Genomic DNA, 21,369 nt, shown 5'->3' with positions numbered 1-21,369 from the left:
CTCGTAAAAGAGAGGATCCGTTTTTTATTTCTATTTAGATAATGAAAAAGATTACACATTGCTTGTTTGCAGCAGCTTGTTCATATAGTTCTTGAATTTCTAAAAAGTAACTATAGGTATATTCTAATATTTCATCTGGGCCATCATCTTCAACAAGTGGATAAAGTTGTTCATCCATTAATTCTTGAAAGTTGAACATGTTGTTGAAATCAGATTTGTTTAAATCTTGTATTGCAGAATAAGCCTCTTCGACTTCACTAGCTGTAAGATAAAACGTACCGAGAGAATCGTTATCTATGATGGAATCATTAAGTGGTACGACATGTCCAAGTGGTGGTTCGCCTCCGCCAATTTCACCACATAAAATAAAATGGAGTAATTACCATGACTTATCGATATCTAACTCAGCTTCTTTAAAATAAATATCTAACTCATTGGTTTTGATTTTACTTAATTCTTCATCTGTAACTAATATATACTGTCCAATCATCCCCATAATAGCCAGCTCCTCTAAAGATTTTGAATTTAGTATATCATTTTTTATAGGTATGGATAGAATAAGTACTTTGAAAATAAGGGGAGGAAAGGGTATTTCAACTCCTTTTTAAGGGATGAGGAAATACAGATTACTTCTGGTGAATCAACACAAGAAAAGTGTTTAAATAAAAGAGTAGGTCATAAAATTTTTTGACTTACTCCTTTTATAATTATTCATTAAGAAGCTAAAACTTAATTGTTATAAGGATGTTATGGTTTTTTTTGGATTTTTATTTTTTATGAAGATATTTTCTTAGTCTCGTTAATTAAAGTTTCACTTTATTAGTAGTTAGATTTCATATTGAACAAGTAATGAATCAAAAATCTCCATTTTCGTATTATTGATATTTGCTAAAAAGAAGAGCAGCTACTTACTCTTGTTATAATCAGATCTTGTTAAACCGTAAACAACAGTATCTTCATATACTTCCCAGTACAAACAACTTTGTTTAAATGTTCATTCTTGTGTCAATCCCAATTTTTGCATGACTTTAGAAGAGGCAGGGTTTTTAGTGAAAGCTGTCCCCCTTATCCATAGCTGTATGGGTAGAGGGGATCCACTCTTCTGCCCAGCCATCTGGATAAGGGTGAGGAATAATTGTAGTAGTTTTCGCCACCTCTTTATCTCCTGCTAATTCTTGAACTTTAGGAGCATCATTTAATTCAAATGGGCGTATGGTTAATCTCTTAGATAAGAACATTGGATATTGCATTTCTTCTCATCCTTTCTAACTATACAAGTTTTTACTAAGTGTATAATACATAAATTGAAATGTGACTAATCTATTCGTTAATAACATAATGAATAATATTATATAGTATATAGCCCTTAACTTTTGTTAAAAAGTTGAATTTTCTGTTTGTTTGATGGATCAGATGTATAATATAGTTATGCTACAAGGATGTAAAATTTTCATGTTTGGAAAAGAGGAGTTTTATATGCGTATTTTAGTATTAGGAGCTGGAGGCGTCGGAGGATATTTTGGTGGACGTTTAGTAGAAAAGGGGGAAGATGTCACTTTTCTCGTTCGTAGTAGGCGAAAACAACAATTAGAAGAAAAAGGTCTCGTTATTCGGAGTACGAATGGAGATTTTTCATTTCAACCCAAATTAGTAACGAAAGAAGATGTCGTTTCTCCATTTGATGTAATTTTATTCTCAACAAAGGCATATCACTTAAAAGAAGCAATACTAGATTTGAAGCCGTTTGTAGGTGATCATACAGTTATAATTCCGCTACTAAACGGTATTGCTCATTTATCACTTTTACAACAGGAGTTTGGTGAGGAAAAGGTTAGTGGTGGTTTATGTTTTATAGAGACAACTTTAAACGATGAAGGAGAAGTCGTACAAACCAGTGTTGCTGATAGACTTGTGTTTGGAGAAATGAAACACCATGATTCAGCAAGGATACAACAAATTGCTACAGTATTAACTGGAACGAAAGCGAGTTTTGTTCTAAGTGAAAATATTTTGCGAGATATGTGGCATAAATATTTATTTATTACAGTAATGTCAGGTGTGACGACGTTAATGCATGCACCGATAGGACCGATTCGCGAAAGTGATGGTGGCCGCGATTTTCTTCGAAGTGTATTTGAAGAATCAGCACAGATTATGAAAGTATTTGGTGCTCCGATTCAAGAAAATATTGTTGAGGAACATATGAAGACAATTGATAAAATTTCTTATGATATGAAGTCATCTATGCAGCGAGATATGGAAAAAGGTTCGTTAATTGAAGGAGAACATTTGCAAGGATATTTATTAAAATTAGCAAAACAACTTCGTGTAGATGCACCATTATTGAAAGCGGTCTATCAAAATTTAAAAGTATATGAAGAAATGACTTTAAATAAAGAACCGGTATAGTTTTTATAGCACCGAAATGATTGAAGGATAGAAAAAGTATCATTACTTTTCTATCCTTTTTGTATTCGGCGGGTGAAAATTTTTGTTTACTTTTTTAAAATAAAGGAGTATTATAATCCACAGTTTCAAATTTCTAAATCGCTGAAACCGCATGGTACGGGGGACCCGTTTTTATGGATTATTGCATAATCCAAGGGGTGAATCCTTGAAAAAGGTAGGGCTACTCATAGGCCCGAATCCGACAGCTAACCTCGTAAGCGTTATATTGAGAAGGAAGGTGGAGCTTGTGCGACAAAAAAATTGATGTCTACAAGTCTATTTGTTATGGCTTGTAGACATTTTTTTGTTTTCTGAAAAGATAGTTTATTAGCTTTAACTAGCAAAGAATTGTTCGTACAAAATTATTGGAGAGTGGACAGCAGTGGTTTCATCTATAAAAAGATTTTTAATTGGAAGACCGTTAAAATCAACCGAATTAGGAGAGCAAAAGCTTAACAAAAAGAAAGCGTTAGCTATTCTTTCTTCTGATGCTTTATCATCAGTGGCATATGGTCCAGAGCAAATATTAATTGCCTTAGCGACAGTGGGTGCGTTAGCATTTTGGTATTCCATTCCGATTGCAATAGGAGTATTAATTCTGTTAACAGCTTTAATTTTATCTTATAGACAAATTATTTTTGCGTATCCTCACGGCGGGGGAGCGTATGTAGTATCAAAAGAAAATTTAGGTGTGAATCCAGGGTTAATAGCTGGAGGATCCTTATTAGTAGATTATATTTTAACAGTTGCAGTAAGTGTATCGGCAGGTACAGATGCGATTACATCTGCCTTTCCTAGTTTACATGAACACAATGTAATTATTGCGATTATATTTGTATTATTTATTACAATATTAAATTTAAGAGGAGTAACAGAGTCCGCTTCTGTTTTAGCATATCCAGTTTATTTATTCGTTTTAGCATTATTTATATTAATAGGAGTAGGAATATATAATATTGTAACTGGTCACGTTTCACCAAATTTGCATACGCCAATTGGAACACCAGTTGCTGGTATCAGTTTGTTTTTGTTGTTAAGAGCATTTGCATCAGGTAGTTCGGCTTTAACAGGTGTTGAAGCAATTTCTAATGCAATTCCAAACTTTAAAGATCCAGCCCCTAACAATGCAGCAAAAACATTGCTGGCGATGGGGGCTTTACTGGCTGTTTTATTTTCTGGAATTGTTTATCTAGCTTATTATTACGGAATTACTCCTAGCAAAGAAGTAACCGTAGTTTCACAAATTGCTGAGCAAACATTTGGACGGAATTTTATGTACTTTTTTATACAAGGTACAACAGCTTTAATATTAATTCTTGCTGCTAACACCGGCTATTCAGCATTTCCTTTATTAGCAGTTAATCTTGCGAAAGATAAGTTTATTCCAAGAATGTTTACGATTAGAGGCGATCGATTAGGCTATTCAAACGGTATTATCATACTTGGAATTGCTTCTATTATTTTAATTATTGCGTTTCAAGGTCAAACAGAACATCTTATCCCGCTATATGCAGTAGGGGTATTTATTCCATTTACGTTATCTCAGACTGGAATGGTAGTAAAATGGATTCGTGAAAAGCCACAAGGGTGGATTTTGAAATTAACAATTAATTTAACAGGTGCCGTTATTAGTTTTATCGTTATGAGTATGTTCTTTTTAACTAAGTTTGCACAAGTTTGGACTGTGCTTGTTTTCTTACCTGTTATCATTTTTATTTTCCATCGAATTAAAAAACACTATGAAGCAGTAGGAGATCAGTTAAGCCTTAAAACTTGTGAATCAATTGTGCCAATCGAAGGGAACGTAATCATCGTTCCTGTAGCCGGTATGACTCATGTAGTAGAAAATTCATTGAATTATGCAAAGTCTCTTTCACCAGATCAAATTATCGCCGTATATGTTGCATTTGAAAGAGAAGATGAAAAGAATTTTGAAGAGAAGTGGAAGAAATGGCAGCCTGAAGTTAGACTGGTGACACTTCACTCTCATTACAGAAGTATTATTCAGCCACTGACCAAATTTATTGATACAGTTCAATATAAAGCAAGTGAATCAAATTACCGGGTTACTGTAGTAATACCGCAATTTATTCCTAAGAAAGGCTGGCATAATATTCTTCATAACCAGTCGAGCTTATTAATTCGTGCATTCTTGCTTTATAAGAGAAATGTAGTTATTACGACGGTACCTTATCACTTGAAAAAATAAAGAATAATAGATTTTTTTGATAGCTTTACTTGGGTAAAGCTATCTTTTTATATTTGCGGAATAATGTATATACTATGCATAATTGCATATCGGAGAAATAATTATATTAAAATAATTTTATTTCGAATTAATAAGCAGGGCTTTCTATTGTTATTTATGGGGATTTAAAGTAGATGAGCCTCTTTGATTTTATTGTGGAATAAGGACATGAACTTTTGAAAATAAAGGGAATTAAAATACTTCTTTACGATGAAAAATAGCTGTGTTTAAATGAGGCTACAGTATAAAACTTGAATTTAAATAAAGTGACTTGTTCATACTTTGACAAATTTTTGGTAAAAAATGAATAATATTTTTATGTAATATATTCAATGTATGAATGTGAAAATCTTTGTAAATAGCAAAAAATATACAAGCTTATTCATTGTTTAAAAGTATGATGAGTAGTTAATATGATATTTCTTAAGTTCAAGCAAGTACTGCAATTTAATTTTATTAAATTGAGAGAGGTGGGTATTCAACGAATTATGATGAGAACGTTTTCTGTTTTTACCTATTACAATGTACTCGAAAAATAGAACACGAAAATGAAATATAAATAGCTACTAATACATGAGGAGGAGTTAGAGTGAAAAAGACTTTCATAACAGGGTTATTGGTTACAGCAATGTCTACAAGTTGTTACACTTCTGTAAGCGCTTACAATGGAGGAGGGCAATCTGAACTGAAGCCAACATATGTACAAAACGTAATGGCTGCAAATACATTATCAAACTCGATTAGAATGTTAGGATCACAGTCACCTTTAATACAAGCGTATGGATTAGTTATTTTACAACAGCCAGATATTAAAGTAGACGCTATGAGTAGTTTGGCGAATCATCAAAAGTTTGCAAAAACGAATGTCCGTGAATGGATAGATGAATATAATCCGAAATTAATTGATTTAAACCAAGAGATGATGAGGTATAGTACAAGGTTTAATAGCTATTACAGTAAATTATATGATTTAGTAGGAAAAGTAAATGAAGATGAACAAGCAAAGGGAGAATTTGTAGGAGCGTTTAGTAGACTTCAAAGTCAAGCACAAACAATTCAAGATAACATGGAACAAACTTTACTTGAGTTAAATCGTTTTAAAGCTTTATTGGATAAAGATAGTGCAAGCCTATCTCAAAAGGCTGAAACAGCAATTCAGTCATTAAAAGGTTCAAATGGAGATATTGTACAAATAAGAGCGGATATTAAAAGAATTCAAGAAGAGATTCAAGCGGAGCTTACAAAAATTTTAAATAGACCAAATGAAATTATTAAAGGCTCGATTAATATCGGGAAGCAAGTTTTTACAATTACGAATCAAACAGCTCAAACAAAAACGGTAGATTTTGTATCAATTGGGTCTCTTAGCGATGAAATTGTAAATGCTGCTGATAGTCAAACAAGAGAAGCAGCTAATAGAATTCAGCAAAAGCAAAAAGAATTAATTCCGCTTATTCAAAAGTTATCACAAACTGAAATTCAAGCGACAGAAATTATTTTTATTGAAGATCAGGTGAAAAGTTTCACGGAGCTAATTGATAGACAAATTACGACTCTAGAATACTTGGTTAGTGATTGGAAGGTACTAAATGAAAATATGCTTCAAATGAAATCCAATCTTGAAACAAGTGTTCATATCGATAGTAGTACACTTCAAAGACAATTCAGTCAGCTTAAAACAGTAAGTGATGAGGTGAAGAAACAAACAAATCAATTTGAAAATTACGTGGCAAATGTAGAAGTACATTAAATATAAGTAGATAATACCTCACAATAATTAATAAATATAGGGAGAGAAGAAAAATGACAAAAAAACCTTATAAAGTAATGGCTCTATCAGCAATCATGGCAGTAGTGGCAGCCGGTAATATTCTGCCAGCACATACATATGCATCGGAAAGCCCAACAAAACCAATTCCGATTCATGCTAGTGCATCAGATGCATCGGACAAGTACTCTGAATATTCATTAGGGCCAGACGGTCTTAGAGACGCAATGGAACGAACAGGTTCAAATGCTTTAGTAATGGACCTATATGCTTTAACAATTATTAAACAAGCAAATGTTAATTTTAATGGTATAACGACAGTTGATGATTCTTTAAAAACAAAAGTTGTTCATCATCAAGATGTGGCTAGAGGAAATGCAAATCAGTGGTTAGATACAATTAAACCGCAATTGATTTCTACGAACCAAAATATTATTAATTATAATACGAAATTCCAAAATTACTATGATACGCTAGTAACTGCTGTAGATAATAAAGACAAAGCAACACTAACAAAAGGACTTACAAGATTATCTGCTAGTATTACAGAGAATAAAGAAAAAGTAGACAAGTTAGTGGAAGGCCTAAAAAAATTCCGAAATAAAATGACAGCAGATACACAAAACTTTAAAGGTGATGCCAATCAATTAACGTCTATTTTAGCAAGTCAAGATGCTGGAATCCCACTTATGCAAAATCAAATCACAACGTATAATGAGGCGATTGGTAAATATAACGCAATTATCATTGGCTCATCAGTTGCAACAGCTTTAGGCCCAATTGCTATTATAGGTGGTGCAGTTGTAATTGCTACTGGTGCAGGGACTCCGCTAGGAATTGGACTCATTGCAGGGGGGGCAGCAGCGATAGGTAGTGGAACAGCTGGTATTGTTTTAGCGAAGAAAGAACTTGATAATGCGCAGGCAGAAATCCAAAAGATAACAGGACAAATTTCGCAAGCTCAATTACAGGTAGCTGGATTAACAAATATTAAAAATCAAACTGAATATTTAACGAATACGATCGATGTAGCTATTACTGCACTGCAAAATATTTCAAACCAATGGTATACGATGGGATCAAAATATAACTCTTTACTTCAAAATGTTGAATCTATTAGCCCTAACGATCTTGTTTTCATCAAAGAGGATTTAAGTATTGCGAAAGATAGCTGGAAAAATATTAAAGATTATGCTGAAAAGATTTATGCTGAGGATATTAAAGTAGTAGATACAAAAGCGTAATAAATCACTAATGCTTTATATAGAGATGCTTGATAATTTTTTCGGATATATAAAGTATGTGATGCAGGTCTCCTGTTCAATTTTGAGCAGGAGATTTTTAATCTCATTATTCGTGAACAGAGAGACATAGAGAATGGTTTTGATAAAGAGAACTTCAGTTAATAGAAGTTGCATTTAATACAAAGTAGGTGGAGATATGAATAAGAGGTTTTATAAGAAAATCATGTTGTCAATGATGGTTCTTGGGGTCACGACAAGTAATATCGTACCACTGCATCCCCTTGCAGCAGAACCAAAAAAACAAATCCATTCATTACAAGAAAGTGATAAAAATTATTCCCTTGGTCCTGCTGGATTCCAAGATGTAATGGCGCAAACAACATCTAGTGTATTTGCAATGGATTCGTATGCGAATACAATTCGGAATCAACAGGAAACAGATTTGAGTAGAATTAGTTCAATTAATAGCAGTTTACGAGAAAACATGGTTAAGCATCAAAAAGATGCAAAAGTGAATGCATCTTTTTGGTTAGATGAAATGAAACCTAAAATTATGAAAACAGATCAAAATATAGTGGAATTTAATGGGACGTTTCAGTCTTATTACAGTAGTCTAATAACAGCAATTGACCAAAAAGACAGAGGGAAATTGAAATCTGATCTAGAGAAACTATACAATATTATTTTGACTAATCAGAGTGAAGTGGACAAGCTATTAGAAAACTTAAAAACGTTTCGAAATAGAATGGCGGAAGATACAAAAAGCTTTAAAGACGATTCAAATCAATTAACAGCAATTTTAGCAAGTAGAAATGCTGGAATTCCACTTTTGCAGCAACAAATCAATACTTATAATGATTCAATTAAAAAAAGTAATGATATGCTAATTGCTGGGTCAGTGCTTTGTGCGGCGTTAATTACTTGTCTTGCCGGTGGACCGATGATTGCTGTTGCCAAGAAAGATATTGCAAACGCAGAGAGAGAAATCGAAAATTTAAAGACGAGAATTTCTGGGGCACAGGCAGAGATAGCTATTTTGACCGATGTGAAAAATAAAACAATAAATATGACGGAAACAATTGATGCAGCCATTACTTCTCTTCAAAATATTTCGAATCAGTGGTATACAATTGGTGCTAAGTATAATGATTTGTTACAAAATGTAAAAAGTATCAATCCTGAAGAGTTTACTTTTATTAAAGAAGATCTAAATATAGCTAAAGATAGTTGGCAGGATGTCAAGAATTATACAGAAAAATTACATGAAGATGCAAAAGTGAAATAAAGTGAAACTTGAATCAGTGGTGGTTTTCTTCATCCGCCACTGATTATTATCCTGCACCAATCGGTCTTTTACTGCCTGTTAATGTGGAATAAATAGAGAGGAAAGAATGTAAGTAAGGAGAATATAGAGAGACTTGTTGTTGAAAATTTTTACGCTAAATCAGTCATTTTGAAGTGATTTATCCTAGGGAAGTTAGCTATTAATTCAGATGGTCGAATTTTCTGGAATAAAGCGGTATAATGCTTGTAAGTATGATGTATTTGAGTATAGAAAATGTAAGGAAGGATATATTTAGTATGGATAAAGAAAAACAACAACTAAGCGTTGAAGTTGCAAGATTATACTACCAATCTGATTATAGCCAACAAGAAATCGCTAATAAGTTAAAAATTTCCAGACCGACTATTTCAAGGTTGTTAAAATATGCGAAAGAAAAAGGGTTTGTTCAAATTAACATAGCAGATCCATTTGCTGATTTAGATAATGTAGGAAACTTACTTAGAGAAAAATATAATTTATTAGAAGCACATGTTGTATTTTCTCCGGTACCAGAGTATGCGACAATTACAGAATATATTAGTAAATACGCTGCTGAGTATATGGAAAAGACGGTTAAAAACGGGGACATCGTCGGAGTGAGTTGGGGAACGACAATGTATGAAATTGCTAGGAAAATTATACCTCAGCACGTAAAAGGGGTAGAAGTTGTCCAGCTGAAAGGTGGTATTAGTCATTCAAGTGTAAATACATATGCGAATGAGACAATCGCTTTATTTGCAGACGCATTTCAAACGACACCCAGAAATTTACCACTTCCAGTTATATTTGATAATGCAGTGACGAAAGAATTAGTGGAACAAGATAGACATATTCATCACATTATTGAAATGGGAAAACAAGCAAACATTGCAATTTTCACTGTCGGAACTGTGCGTGATGAAGCGCTATTATTCCGATTAGGATATTTGGATAAGGATGAAACGAGCTTGTTGAAAAAACAAGCAGTCGGTGACATTTGTTCACGTTTCTTTGATGAGAACGGCAATATTAGTAGTAAAGAAATTAATCAGCGTACAATTGGTATTGAGTTAGAAGAACTGCGATTAAAGAAACGTTCTATCCTCGTTGCGGGGGGATCAAGAAAAGTGAGAGCAATCGATGGAGCGTTAAGCGGTGGATATGCAAATGTATTAATTATAGATCAGCATACTGCAAAAGAATTATTGCATTATAAAAAAGGGTAAAATAAAAGGCTCTCTCAAAAGTAATGTTTTGGGAGAGCCTTTTTGAATATATTATCTATTTTAGTATGAGTAAATAAGGGTATAGTATCTCGTATAATATTTATAAGGGATACTCTTCGATTGATCTCCTTTTTCAAAAGTTAGGGAGTTAGCCATTATATCTCTTTCCACAAAAGTCCAACCATCTTCCTCCATCATATGGATAAACGGTTCCATTTTTCCACGTTTTACTAAGTAAGGATATTCATTATCTGTTGGTTCTACTGCTATCATTTCTTTATCTTGAATAACCATTTTTGAAATAGCTATAGCAAATGGTATTGGGTTCCCTTCTTGGAAAATTACTTTCCTTTTTTGAAAGACAAATATAGATAGTGCGATGCATATTAGTAATGCTAGTATAAAGGGCTTCGATTTTAGCAAATGGCTCACATCCTTTGTCTCCCATTTTATACTACAAATTAAGATTCGTTTTATTGGGGATAATTTCCTCCTAGAAAAGATTGAACAAAATTTCATGAGTGTATTTACATTTGTTCAAAAAGGGGTTAGAATGAAGTTGTTAAAAGATATGAGGAGTGAAGAAAATGAACATTGCAAAGTTAATTGATCATACAGTTTTAAAACCAAATACGAAAAAAGAAGATGTAATGAAAGTTTTAGAAGAAGCAAAGAAATACAATTTCGCTTCTGTTTGTATTAATCCTACATGGGTGAAATTAGCTGCTGAAGAATTAGCAGGACATGATGTAGATATTTGTACAGTTATCGGATTCCCTTTAGGTGCAAATACAACTGAAACAAAAGTATTTGAAACAAAAGATGTAATTGCAAAAGGCGCAACTGAAGTAGATATGGTGATTAATGTTGGTGCTTTAAAAGATGGTGACAATGAATTTGTTGAAAAAGATATTCGTGAAGTTGTACAAGCTGCAAAAGGAAAAGCGCTTGTAAAAGTTATCATTGAAACTTGTTTATTAACAGACGAAGAAAAAGTTCGTGCTTGTGAATTATCTGTAAAAGCTGGTGCTGATTTTGTAAAAACTTCAACTGGATTCTCAACTGGTGGAGCGACTGCTGAAGATATCGCATTAATGCGCAAAACTGTTGGAGCAAATGTTGGTGTGAAAGCATCAGGTGGCGTTCGTACACGTGAAGATGCAGAAAAGATGATTGAAGCTGGTGCTTCTCGAATCGGTGCAAGTGCAAGTGTTGCAATCGTATTAAATGATCAAGAAGGCGCTTCAGATAACTACTAATTCATAAGGAATGGGAAGTAATAGATACACAAAATGTTAAAGAGCATAGTGTATCTATTACTTTAATAATTGAAAATATGTAAGCGGATACGGAAAAGGAGGGAGAATGTTATGAAATATGTAATCGGTATCATAGGCTTGATTATTATGTTAGGTATTGCATGGCTTGCTAGTAATAATAGAAAAAAAGTGAAATATCGTCCTATTATAACGATGGTTGTGCTTCAGTTTATTTTAGGTTTCTTATTATTAAACACAAGCATTGGAAATGTACTAATCGCTGGAATTGCAGATGGTTTTGGACAATTGTTAAAGTATGCTGGTGATGGTGTTAATTTCGTATTTGGCGGGTTAGTGAATCAAAAAGAATTTTCGTTCTTTTTAGGGGTATTAATGCCAATTGTTTTTATATCAGCTTTAATCGGAATCCTGCAACACATTAAGGTGTTACCATTTATTGTGAAATATATTGGTTTAGCTTTAAGTAAAATAAATGGGATGGGGAAACTTGAATCGTATAATGCGGTGGCTTCAGCAATTTTAGGACAATCAGAAGTGTTTATTTCTGTTAAGAAGCAACTAGGTTTGCTATCGGAAAGAAGATTATATACATTGTGTGCGTCTGCAATGTCTACAGTTTCGATGTCCATCGTTGGATCGTACATGGTTTTATTAAAACCGCAGTATGTTGTAACCGCTTTAGTACTTAACTTGTTTGGTGGATTTATTATTGCTTCTATCATTAACCCTTACGAGGTTACTGAAGAGGAGGATATGTTAGAAGTACAAGAGGAAGAGAAAAAGAGCTTTTTTGAAGTGTTAGGCGAATATATAATAGATGGCTTTAAAGTTGCTATTACAGTAGCAGCTATGTTAATTGGATTTGTTGCTTTAATCGCTTTCGTTAATGCTGTGTTTAAAGGTGTAATTGGTATCTCATTCCAAGAAATTCTTGGTTATGTATTTGCGCCGTTTGCATTTATTATGGGAGTTCCTTGGCATGAAGCTGTGAACGCAGGTAACATCATGGCGACGAAACTTGTATCAAATGAATTTGTAGCTATGACAAATTTAGCACAAGGAAACTTTAATTTCTCTGGAAGAACAACAGCTATTATATCCGTGTTCCTTGTTTCATTTGCGAATTTCTCTTCAATTGGAATTATTGCAGGAGCTGTTAAGAGCTTAAATGAAAAACAAGGGAATGTAGTAGCAAGATTCGGTTTGAAATTACTTTTCGGTGCAACGTTAGTAAGTTTCTTATCGGCAACGATTGTTGGTTTAATATATTAAAAGTTTCATAGAATACAAAAAAGGAATGGTGATTAAGATGAGAATGGTAGATATTATTGCGAAAAAACGTGATGGTAAAGAGTTAACAACAGAGGAGATCGGGTTCTTTATTAAAGGATATACAGATGGATCAATACCTGATTATCAAGTGAGTGCACTGGCAATGGCTATCTTTTTCAAAGACATGTCTGATCGAGAACGTGCTGATTTAACGATGGCTATGGTAAATTCAGGAGAAACAATTGATTTATCAGAGATTGAAGGAGTTAAAGTAGACAAACATTCAACTGGCGGTGTTGGGGATACAACAACATTAGTTTTAGGACCATTAGTAGCTGCGTTAGATGTACCAGTTGCAAAAATGTCTGGTCGAGGTTTAGGACATACAGGTGGTACGATTGATAAATTAGAAGCAGTAGAAGGCTTCCATGTTGAAATTACGAAAGAACAATTTATTGATTTAGTGAACCGTGATAAAGTTGCAGTTATTGGACAAACAGGAAATTTAACACCTGCTGATAAAAAAATTTATGCATTACGCGATGTAACTGGAACAGTGAATTCCATTCCGTTAATCGCAAGTTCAATTATGAGTAAAAAAATTGCAGCTGGTGCTGATGCAATTGTTCTTGATGTTAAGACAGGTGCAGGTGCATTTATGAAAACAGAAGAGGATGCAAAAGAATTAGCACATGCGATGGTACGAATCGGAAATAATGTTGGACGTCAAACAATGGCTGTTATTTCAGATATGTCACAACCGCTGGGCTTTGCAATTGGTAATGCTCTTGAAGTGAAGGAAGCAATTGATACGCTAAAAGGAGAAGGACCAGAAGACTTAACAGAATTAGTGCTTGTATTAGGAAGTCAAATGGTTGTGCTTGGTAAAAAAGCAAATACATTAGAAGAAGCACGTGAAATGTTAATAGAAGTTATGAAGAACGGAAAAGCAATTGAGAAATTTAAAGAGTTTTTAAGCAATCAAGGCGGAGATAGCTCAATTGTAGATCATCCAGAAAAGTTACCACAAGCAAAATATGTAATTGATGTGCCAGCTAAAACTTCAGGTGTGGTTTCTAACATTGTGGCTGATGAAATTGGTATTGCTGCTATGCTTCTAGGTGCAGGTCGTGCAACAAAAGAAGATGAAATTGATTTAGTGGTTGGCTTAATGCTACGCAAAAAAGTGGGAGAAGTTGTTAAAGAAGGAGAACCACTTGTTACGATTTATGCAAATCGTGAAAACGTAGAAGATGTAAAAGCTAAAATTTATGAAAACATTTCTGTATCAGAAAATGCTGAAACTCCTAAATTAATTCATACAATTATTACTGATTAAGAACTATTAAAATGAACTGTACTTTGAGGAGGAAATAACATGGATAAAAAAAGATATATTGAAGAAGCGACTAAAATGTTAGAAAAAGCTTATATTCCATATTCTAAATTCCCTGTTGGTGCAGCGTTAGTTACGAAAGAAGGTAAAGTGTATACCGGTTGTAACATAGAAAACGCTTCTTACGGTTTATGTAATTGTGCGGAAAGAACAGCTATATTCAAAGCGGTATCAGAAGGGGAACGTGATTTCAGTTATTTGGTAATCACGGGTGAAACAGATGGCCCGATTTCGCCATGCGGGGCTTGTAGACAAGTTATTGCCGAGTTTTGTGATCCCCAAATGCCGGTATTACTAACAAATCAAAAAGGTGATGAAAAAGAAGTAACGGTGGAACAATTGTTGCCAGGTGCTTTTACAATAGCGGATTTATCTTGAGTGTAAAAGTGTTTTAAATTATGAAGTAATCGGATTAGAGACAATGAGATTATATGTTAAAAAGAGCCATGATTTCTAAAGATAGAAATTAGGCTCTTTTTATGTTTTATCAAATTTTTTCGTTACATCCATTTGAGTATTCATTTTCCAAGTTTCAAGCGATTTTTTGCATGCTGTAAAGCAAGCGGAGTTACGTTTTCTCCGTTAGGATCCACAATTGTTGTGTTTAATAAAATAGAGTCTAAACTCCCGCGAAATTCTTTCATATAGCTTTGTCGTAACATTTGTTGTTCCTGTTTTTCAGTTTCTTTTAGCCCGGAAGTTCTTTCTTTTTTTGCTAGTTCATTAATGCGAAATAATATATTTTTCATTATACTCACCTCTCGTTTTTAACTTTAAATTAGTAACTTACTAATTTAAAGTTATTGTAATGTTTTTGTTTGATTATGTCAATAGTGGCAAATAAAAAAGACGCTCTTTTTGAAAGAAGAGTGTCTAATTGTAGTATATTTAATTTACCCATCATTTTTATAAATGATTTCTATTAAAATAATTCATTTTATTTATTTGTAGTCTAAATATATAATAGCGATTAGATGAGTGTAAAGGAACAGCTGTTTCATGGATGATTTAAATAGAGAATAAAAGGTCCTCAGAGACTTGCTCAGTGTGAACATATGTGAGTTTGTGTGTAAAACCAACTAAATTCATGAGAATGATTATTTTTGTTGGTGTCTCGTTACATAATAGACTGCGTTTTCGAGTAAATGGAAAACGATATAACTTACATATTCATTTTCTCATTAATATAGAGATATGGTTATAAAAAGAAAAAAATCGAGAAGATATAGGATCGTACAACAGGAGGAGTAAGTATGGAGCTGCGCCATTTGAAAACTTTTATTATTGTAGCGGAAAGCGGTGGCTTTACACGGGCTGGAGAACAACTTGGGTATACGCAATCGACAATCACCAATCATATTCGATCGTTAGAAGAAGAGATTGGGAATCCATTATTTGATCGCCTTGGTAAAAAAGTAATTTTAACTGATATAGGGGAGCATATGCTTTCTTATGCGCATAAAATATTGGAATTATCAAATGAAGCATTGGAATCATCTCAAATGAACGGGGAATTTTCAGGGACAATACGCATTGGAGCAAATGAGTCTTTAATGATTTATCGATTACCTGCTGTTTTATATGAATTTAAAAGGAAGTACCCGCAAGTACATATCATTTTACAACCATCAGAGAGTCAAGAATTGCACAATGAGCTAAAATCAGGGAAATTTGATTTCGCTTTATTTACACATCCAGAACAACTAGGTGCGGATATCGTTACCCATTCTCTTGTTCAAGAGAAGATTGTGCTTATTGCTCCGCCGAAACATTCACTCACAAAAAAAGTGAGCGTTAGCCCTGCTGATTTAGAAGGAGAAATGTTGTTGCTTACAGAGCCAGGGAGCTATCGAGATTTGTTAGAAAGACGGATTAAAGAAGATGGTATTAATTGTTCTCATATTCATTTTTGGAGTATTGAAGCGATTAAGCAAACTGTTATGTGTGGGCTAGGGATATCTTATTTACCGTTTATAACGGTAAAAGAAGAAGTCGAGCAAGGTAAGCTTAGTGTATTACCATGGACGTATAGTGAAGATTTCGTCACAACTGAATTGGCATATCACAAAAGTAAATGGTTAACTCCTGCAATGAAGAAATTAATTGAAATGATAGAAAAGCATGCAGAGAAATGGAAAGAATTCGCTTGATTCTCTGATCTAAAAGTAGCTGAAAAAATATATATTGGGGTAGATAGGGGGAAAAAGAATGAATGATAGAGTAATGAATGAGAGAGTAAAAGAAGTAGCGCTTGTCGTAATTGGATCATTATTATTTGCGATTGGAATTAACTTTTTTGCGATTCCAAATCGATTATCTGAAGGTGGCATTATTGGACTTACAGTTATTACATATTATTTATTTGAATGGTCACCAGGCACTGTAAACCTGTTAATAAATGCAGTACTACTTGCAATTGGGTATAAGTTTTTTGATAAAAAGACAATGGTGTATACAATACTTGGTATTGTCTCTTCATCTTTCTTTTTATATATCACAGAAGATATTGCGACTCCGGTAAATCATGATACATTATTAGCTGCTCTATTTGCGGGTGTTTTCGTTGGCGTTGGTTTAGGATTTATGTTCCGTGCAGGTGGTACATCAGGTGGATCTGCAATCATAGCACAATTAGCAAACCAATATTTAGGCTGGAGTGTTGGAAAAGGTGTATTAATTATTGATATCGTCGTTATTGCAGGTTCAGTATTTATTATTGGACAGGAAAAAGCGATGTATACGCTTGTAGCGGTATTTATCGGTGCAAAGGTTATTGATTTTATTGTAGAAGGATTGAATACAAAGACGGCTGTAACAATTATTTCAAACAATCCAGACATGATTAGAGAATCTATTATGAAGAATATGACACGTGGTGTAACAGTATTAGAGGGAAAGGGCGGTTATACAGGAAATAATAAAGAAGTATTATATATTGTCATTAATAAACAAGAACTTATGCAATTAAAGAAAGTCGTGAGTCAAAAAGACGAAAATGCATTCGTTGTTATTCACGATGTACGTGATGTGTTAGGTGGCGGCTTTAAAGCGAGTTAAAAAAAGCTAGTCTTCAATTTTGAAGACTAGCTCTTTTATTGAAATCGGTAAAAACTAGATGAGTAGAAGCGTGTAAATCATTTTTAAATCTATGATTCGTTTTAAAGTGAATAACATGTATACAAAAAGTAAAAGCTATGGATTGTGAAATTATAAAATACAGATGGACTTTTTAACTCTCTATCTGCATTTATATTACGATGAATATGGAGGAAAGACATGACTAGAATAGGAATTATTATTGGAAGTACACGTCCAGGGCGTAACGGTGAAGCAGTTGCTAAATGGGTATACGATATGGCAAAGAAACGCAGTGACGCTGAGTTTGAACTTGTTGATATTGCTGATTATAATTTGCCATTGTTGGATGAGCCGGGTTCTCCAGCGACTGGACAATATACTAAGTCACATACAAAGGTATGGTCTGAAAAAATTGGGTCACTTGATGGGTATGTTTTTGTGACACCTGAGTATAACCATGCAACATCGGGAGCGCTTAAGAACGCACTGGATTATTTATATAATGAGTGGAATAATAAAGCAGCTGGTTTTGTAGGGTACGGTGGAATGGGGGGGATCTCGTGCAATAGAGAATTTAAGATTAATCATGGGTGAGCTGCAGGTTGCTGATGTGCGTAACCAAGTCGGATTTTCGTTATTCACAGATTTTGAGAACTTTACTGTTTTTAAACCTGCTGCGCACCATGAAGGCGCAGTCAATAACATGATCGATCAAGTTATTGCGTGGAGTGATGCGTTAAAGGTTTTACGAAATAAATAAGAGATGCTGTGTGGGGAATATTCATAGGAGTCATCGAGAGTATAAAGATCATGGGTCGTTTGAATTTTCTTTCGAAAAAACGCTATTCTATCTGTAGATTTTTACAAAAGAATAGCGTTTTTCTATATGATGAATACAATTTGATGATGTGGTAGAGAGTTTTACTGCCTGTTAATGCGAGATAAAATTGTAAATGTTAAAAATTTAGACCCTTATCGAGACTTTGGCTACGATTTTGATAAGGGAGCTTTTTTATGAAAAGAATTATTTGTGTAGGATTATGTGTCTATGGTTGTTGTTAGTTCTATGAAAGGGATTTTAATTCCATTTTTGTGGTAGAATGTCGTAAAGTGAAACGTTGATTAGACCTCACCATTGCACGTTTACCCCGCTTTAACGGGCTGTAATACTCCCACCTCAAAACTGAAGAGAATACGAAGAAGTTTAGGTAGGAGATAAACAAGCCCATAAAAGCCCGATTGGTTTAACTAACAATCAGTAGGGGATGGAGAAAACCCCCACTGATTGAAGTTTCACTTTATAGATAGTTGATCCCTATTTAATATCTTTGCAATTGTTACATGTTACGGCGGGGGCTTATTATTCGTTAATGCGGGTTAAATTATTTTAAGGGAGGATATTAAGAATGAATAACGGTAAATTGCTTGGGTATATCGGAACATATACGCGAGGGGATAGCGAAGGGATTTACAAATTTACATTGGATACAAGGGCAGCGACAATTAAAGAGGTTAGTCTAGCGGCTAAATTAGATAATCCTACATATTTAGCTATTAGCGAAGATAATCAATTTTTATATTCCGTCATAAAAAAAGGTGAATCAGGTGGAGTAGCAGCTTTTTCTATTAACCATCCTATTAACAGTCTTGAAGTAATAAATAGCCAAGTATTAGATGGGGCATCACCATGTCATGTGAGTATTGATAAAACAAATCAAGTAGTAGTTACGGCAAACTATCATAAAGGGACAATTGAATCTTATATAGTAAATAGAGAAGATGGAGCTTTAGATTCGGCGACATCTATTATAGAGCATAAAGGTTCAGGTCCAAATAAAGAGAGACAAGAAAAGCCACATACCCATTACGCTGGATTTACGCCTGATCATAAATACGTAGTAGCTGTGGACTTGGGAATTGATCAATTAATTACGTATAAAGTAAGTAGCGGTATTTTAACAGAAGTTAATCGATCGTCAGTTCAGCCTGGAAGTGGTCCAAGGCATCTTGTATTTCATCCAAATGGAAGATACGTCTATGTGATGACAGAACTGAGTTCGCAGGTAATCGTTTTAACATATAATGCTGAGAATGGTGGATTTAAAGAAGTTCAATATATCTCCACTATTCCAAATGAATATAGTGGAAATAATCAAGGGAGTGCAATTCACATATCTTCCGATGGTCGTTTTGTATATGCAGCAAACAGAGGGCATAATAGTATTGCTGTTTTCAGTGTGAATCAAGATTCAGGGGAGCTTACTTTTGTTGAATCTGTATATACAGAGGGGGATTGGCCCCGAGATTTCATATTAGATCCTACTGAGAAATTCCTTATCGTTATAAACGAAAGAACTAATAACCTTGTGCTATTTTCAAGAGACGAGTCTTTTGGAAAATTAAAGCTTTTGCAGTCTGATGTTGTAGTACCTGACCCGGTATGTGTTAAGTTTTTGAATATGTAATGTATTGGTATTACTGTATTTATGTAATGAAATATTTTAAGGTGAAGCGTATGTTTCTTTCTATAAGCATACGCTTTTTATTAACCATTTTAACTGGGAAGCCTCCTCATCTAAATAAAGTGAAAGTGGGAATAGGTCAATGAGGGCTTGCTATTGATGCAGGATAAAAAGAAAAATATTTTTTTGACGAGAAAATAATTAAAGTGTACTGTGTTTATGTAAAGTAATTTAAAAAAGTAAGAAATGAAAACGAGCAGTTTCGAAACTACAATATCGAAACTGCTCGTTTTCATTTCTTTTAACTAAACCTTCAGCACTAAATTTCATGAGCGACAAAGTAATTCGCAAAACAAACAAGATTTGGATCATTGCTTGTGGAAAAGCTGCTAAACGTTTTGTATATATTATCCAGTATTTGTGGGTTTTAAATTGTTGCACTGAGTCTTTTTCTCCCAATATTATAAAACGTTGAGAGAATTGATTATAGGTGTTAGTTGTTATATATATGTTGTTCATGTTTGGTTGGAAGTGAGGGGGTATGCTCTGGGAATGTTACAAATACAGTTAGAACAATTGCTGTGCCAATTGAAAGTAATAATAGGAACCAGCGATGAATATAGGAAGAAAAAGCTTCTGATAAGAATTGGATGATGCATGATGTAGTAATGGTTATCGTAAGCATGATACTAATAAGAAGTATACTGTGTGCTTGTTGAGCGCTTAACATTTCTGTAATCATAGTTCCCATCATACTAGCCATCATTCCAGAGAACATGCCTTCTAAAGCAGAGTATAGATGAAAACGGAGCCCAACTAAAAATCCAATTATGCTACTAATCAAAATAGAAAACAAAGTAGAATATAACAAGTCGCCTTTGAAAATAATACCAAAATAAAATCCGATACTTAATCCTATGCTCATACTAAAAGACATAATAAATACCATATACTCCATTAGGGTACCTTTGGATTTAGAAATATAAGCAGTAGAAAGAACCAAGATAAAACAAAGTGTTAAGGTAGTCAATGTATAAGTGGATATAGTAATACCTCCCTGTCCTTTTGTTCACTTCATCATATAAGGGAGTATAGAATATTTATGCCTATATATATCTGCAAAGTATCTGCATAATTTAGAAGGTTTAACGATAAATGAGATTCATTATAGAGATGATTATTTCAGCATTATGAAAAAGACAGAATCATCGATACAATAGCATATGCTTAAAAATTTTTAAAAATAGGTTTGTAATCAGTTGCAAATTATACCCCTTACCCGTATAATGTATGTAAAGAAAGCTAATTTCAATAACTGAGGTGATATTGATGGGGCATTGTGAAGGGAATGAAACAAATCCAAAAATGGTTCCTCGAACAGAAGAGGAAGTTCAAAATGTTATAAAACGTTTAAAGCGTATTGAAGGGCAAGTCCGTGGGGTTCAAAAAATGGTGGAAGATAATCGGTACTGTGTTGATATTTTAATTCAAATTTCAGCAATTAATGCAGCTTTAAATAAGGTAGGTTTTTCTTTGTTAGAACGTCATACAAAACATTGTGTAGCAAAGGCGATTCATGAAGGGAATGGAGATGAGTCTATTCAAGAATTGATGAATGTCATGAAACAATTTTCAAAGTAGGAG

General features: G+C 33.8%; 20 protein-coding genes, 1 pseudogene and 1 riboswitch. Of the genes and pseudogenes, 15 read left to right on the top strand and 6 right to left on the bottom strand.

Features of this window, described 5'->3' with window-relative positions:
- Window positions 1-34 precede the first annotated feature (34 nt).
- Window positions 35-367 (bottom strand): DUF1877 family protein, encoded by a 333-nt coding sequence (locus tag KFD70_RS15985; protein ID WP_336454185.1) that lies wholly within the window; start codon window positions 365-367, stop codon window positions 35-37.
- Window positions 368-1,046: 679 nt separating this feature from the next.
- On the bottom strand, window positions 1,047-1,250 hold the full coding sequence (locus KFD70_RS15980) for a GNAT family N-acetyltransferase (protein ID WP_420792384.1): 204 nt from the start codon (window positions 1,248-1,250) through the stop codon (window positions 1,047-1,049).
- A 226-nt stretch (window positions 1,251-1,476) separates the two neighbouring features.
- On the opposite strand from KFD70_RS15980, the gene panE reads away from it, so the two are divergent.
- The 6 genes from panE to deoR all read left to right on the top strand — a co-directional run bounded on the left by panE (window position 1,477) and on the right by deoR (window position 10,237).
- A complete protein-coding gene (gene panE / locus KFD70_RS15975) occupies window positions 1,477-2,409 on the top strand; it encodes a 2-dehydropantoate 2-reductase (protein WP_336454165.1) in 933 nt (310 codons plus the stop codon).
- 129 nt (window positions 2,410-2,538) lie between these two features.
- Window positions 2,539-2,684, top strand: a riboswitch (cyclic di-AMP (ydaO/yuaA leader).
- 146 nt (window positions 2,685-2,830) lie between these two features.
- Window positions 2,831-4,657, top strand: a complete 1,827-nt coding sequence (locus tag KFD70_RS15970; RefSeq protein ID WP_336454166.1) for an APC family permease — start codon at window positions 2,831-2,833, stop codon at window positions 4,655-4,657.
- Between the two features lie 628 nt (window positions 4,658-5,285).
- Window positions 5,286-6,446 carry a non-hemolytic enterotoxin subunit A gene (gene nheA / locus KFD70_RS15965; protein WP_431613233.1) on the top strand — a complete coding sequence of 387 codons (1,161 nt, stop codon included), beginning with the start codon at window positions 5,286-5,288 and terminating at the stop codon, window positions 6,444-6,446.
- Between the two features lie 53 nt (window positions 6,447-6,499).
- Complete coding sequence (nheB, locus tag KFD70_RS15960) at window positions 6,500-7,708, top strand: non-hemolytic enterotoxin subunit B (protein ID WP_431613232.1); 1,209 nt, start codon at window positions 6,500-6,502, stop codon at window positions 7,706-7,708.
- A 196-nt stretch (window positions 7,709-7,904) separates the two neighbouring features.
- The gene (gene nheC / locus KFD70_RS15955; protein ID WP_336454169.1) at window positions 7,905-8,993 is read left to right on the top strand and encodes a non-hemolytic enterotoxin subunit C; all 1,089 of its coding nucleotides are present in this window, start codon (window positions 7,905-7,907) and stop codon (window positions 8,991-8,993) included.
- A 296-nt stretch (window positions 8,994-9,289) separates the two neighbouring features.
- The gene (deoR, locus tag KFD70_RS15950) at window positions 9,290-10,237 is read left to right on the top strand and encodes a DNA-binding transcriptional repressor DeoR (RefSeq protein ID WP_336454170.1); all 948 of its coding nucleotides are present in this window, start codon (window positions 9,290-9,292) and stop codon (window positions 10,235-10,237) included.
- Window positions 10,238-10,297: 60 nt separating this feature from the next.
- Here deoR and KFD70_RS15945 read toward each other — a convergent pair whose 3' ends face one another.
- The gene (locus KFD70_RS15945) at window positions 10,298-10,660 is read right to left on the bottom strand and encodes a hypothetical protein (RefSeq protein ID WP_336454186.1); all 363 of its coding nucleotides are present in this window, start codon (window positions 10,658-10,660) and stop codon (window positions 10,298-10,300) included.
- 164 nt (window positions 10,661-10,824) lie between these two features.
- On the opposite strand from KFD70_RS15945, the gene deoC reads away from it, so the two are divergent.
- The 4 genes from deoC to KFD70_RS15925 all read left to right on the top strand — a co-directional run bounded on the left by deoC (window position 10,825) and on the right by KFD70_RS15925 (window position 14,563).
- A complete protein-coding gene (gene deoC / locus KFD70_RS15940) occupies window positions 10,825-11,496 on the top strand; it encodes a deoxyribose-phosphate aldolase (protein ID WP_336454171.1) in 672 nt (223 codons plus the stop codon).
- A 111-nt stretch (window positions 11,497-11,607) separates the two neighbouring features.
- Window positions 11,608-12,789 (top strand): NupC/NupG family nucleoside CNT transporter, encoded by a 1,182-nt coding sequence (locus KFD70_RS15935; RefSeq protein ID WP_431613231.1) that lies wholly within the window; start codon window positions 11,608-11,610, stop codon window positions 12,787-12,789.
- A gap of 37 nt (window positions 12,790-12,826) precedes the next feature.
- On the top strand, window positions 12,827-14,128 hold the full coding sequence (locus KFD70_RS15930) for a pyrimidine-nucleoside phosphorylase (protein WP_431613230.1): 1,302 nt from the start codon (window positions 12,827-12,829) through the stop codon (window positions 14,126-14,128).
- 39 nt (window positions 14,129-14,167) lie between these two features.
- Window positions 14,168-14,563 (top strand): cytidine deaminase, encoded by a 396-nt coding sequence (locus KFD70_RS15925; protein WP_336454174.1) that lies wholly within the window; start codon window positions 14,168-14,170, stop codon window positions 14,561-14,563.
- A gap of 140 nt (window positions 14,564-14,703) precedes the next feature.
- Here the strand turns inward: KFD70_RS15925 and KFD70_RS15920 are convergent, their stop codons facing one another.
- Entirely contained in the window at window positions 14,704-14,934 is a 231-nt protein-coding gene (locus KFD70_RS15920) for a DUF896 domain-containing protein (protein ID WP_431613229.1), read from the bottom strand.
- A 504-nt stretch (window positions 14,935-15,438) separates the two neighbouring features.
- On the opposite strand from KFD70_RS15920, the gene KFD70_RS15915 reads away from it, so the two are divergent.
- From KFD70_RS15915 to KFD70_RS15900, 4 genes and pseudogenes are all read left to right on the top strand, one after another.
- On the top strand, window positions 15,439-16,335 hold the full coding sequence (locus tag KFD70_RS15915) for a LysR family transcriptional regulator (protein ID WP_431613228.1): 897 nt from the start codon (window positions 15,439-15,441) through the stop codon (window positions 16,333-16,335).
- A 58-nt stretch (window positions 16,336-16,393) separates the two neighbouring features.
- Window positions 16,394-17,242, top strand: a complete 849-nt coding sequence (locus KFD70_RS15910; RefSeq protein WP_336454177.1) for a YitT family protein — start codon at window positions 16,394-16,396, stop codon at window positions 17,240-17,242.
- A gap of 219 nt (window positions 17,243-17,461) precedes the next feature.
- Window positions 17,462-18,023: pseudogene (locus KFD70_RS15905) on the top strand (NADPH-dependent FMN reductase).
- Between the two features lie 646 nt (window positions 18,024-18,669).
- Window positions 18,670-19,728: a lactonase family protein gene (locus tag KFD70_RS15900; RefSeq protein ID WP_336454180.1), complete on the top strand. Its 1,059-nt coding sequence runs from the start codon at window positions 18,670-18,672 to the stop codon at window positions 19,726-19,728.
- 228 nt (window positions 19,729-19,956) lie between these two features.
- Here KFD70_RS15900 and KFD70_RS15895 read toward each other — a convergent pair whose 3' ends face one another.
- Window positions 19,957-20,166: a hypothetical protein gene (locus KFD70_RS15895; protein WP_336454181.1), complete on the bottom strand. Its 210-nt coding sequence runs from the start codon at window positions 20,164-20,166 to the stop codon at window positions 19,957-19,959.
- A 52-nt stretch (window positions 20,167-20,218) separates the two neighbouring features.
- The gene (locus KFD70_RS15890) at window positions 20,219-20,770 is read right to left on the bottom strand and encodes a hypothetical protein (protein WP_336454187.1); all 552 of its coding nucleotides are present in this window, start codon (window positions 20,768-20,770) and stop codon (window positions 20,219-20,221) included.
- 284 nt (window positions 20,771-21,054) lie between these two features.
- Here KFD70_RS15890 and KFD70_RS15885 point away from each other — a divergent pair, with 284 nt between their 5' ends.
- Window positions 21,055-21,366 (top strand): metal-sensing transcriptional repressor, encoded by a 312-nt coding sequence (locus KFD70_RS15885; protein ID WP_336454182.1) that lies wholly within the window; start codon window positions 21,055-21,057, stop codon window positions 21,364-21,366.
- Window positions 21,367-21,369 lie beyond the last annotated feature (3 nt).

The organism is Bacillus pfraonensis, from assembly GCF_050768835.1.
GTDB lineage: Bacteria > Bacillota > Bacilli > Bacillales > Bacillaceae_G > Bacillus_A > Bacillus_A pfraonensis.
This window is presented reverse-complemented; position numbering and strand designations above follow the sequence as displayed.

Coding starts and splice junctions, on each gene's coding strand:
- KFD70_RS15980 (WP_420792384.1), bottom strand. CDS start 1,250: ATGCAATATCCAATGTTCTTATCTAAGAGATTAACCATACGCCCATTT.
- panE (WP_336454165.1), top strand. CDS start 1,477: ATGCGTATTTTAGTATTAGGAGCTGGAGGCGTCGGAGGATATTTTGGT.
- nheB (WP_431613232.1), top strand. CDS start 6,500: ATGACAAAAAAACCTTATAAAGTAATGGCTCTATCAGCAATCATGGCA.
- nheC (WP_336454169.1), top strand. CDS start 7,905: ATGAATAAGAGGTTTTATAAGAAAATCATGTTGTCAATGATGGTTCTT.
- deoR (WP_336454170.1), top strand. CDS start 9,290: ATGGATAAAGAAAAACAACAACTAAGCGTTGAAGTTGCAAGATTATAC.
- deoC (WP_336454171.1), top strand. CDS start 10,825: ATGAACATTGCAAAGTTAATTGATCATACAGTTTTAAAACCAAATACG.
- KFD70_RS15935 (WP_431613231.1), top strand. CDS start 11,608: ATGAAATATGTAATCGGTATCATAGGCTTGATTATTATGTTAGGTATT.
- KFD70_RS15930 (WP_431613230.1), top strand. CDS start 12,827: ATGAGAATGGTAGATATTATTGCGAAAAAACGTGATGGTAAAGAGTTA.
- KFD70_RS15925 (WP_336454174.1), top strand. CDS start 14,168: ATGGATAAAAAAAGATATATTGAAGAAGCGACTAAAATGTTAGAAAAA.
- KFD70_RS15920 (WP_431613229.1), bottom strand. CDS start 14,934: ATGAAAAATATATTATTTCGCATTAATGAACTAGCAAAAAAAGAAAGA.
- KFD70_RS15915 (WP_431613228.1), top strand. CDS start 15,439: ATGGAGCTGCGCCATTTGAAAACTTTTATTATTGTAGCGGAAAGCGGT.
- KFD70_RS15910 (WP_336454177.1), top strand. CDS start 16,394: ATGAATGATAGAGTAATGAATGAGAGAGTAAAAGAAGTAGCGCTTGTC.
- KFD70_RS15900 (WP_336454180.1), top strand. CDS start 18,670: ATGAATAACGGTAAATTGCTTGGGTATATCGGAACATATACGCGAGGG.
- KFD70_RS15885 (WP_336454182.1), top strand. CDS start 21,055: ATGGGGCATTGTGAAGGGAATGAAACAAATCCAAAAATGGTTCCTCGA.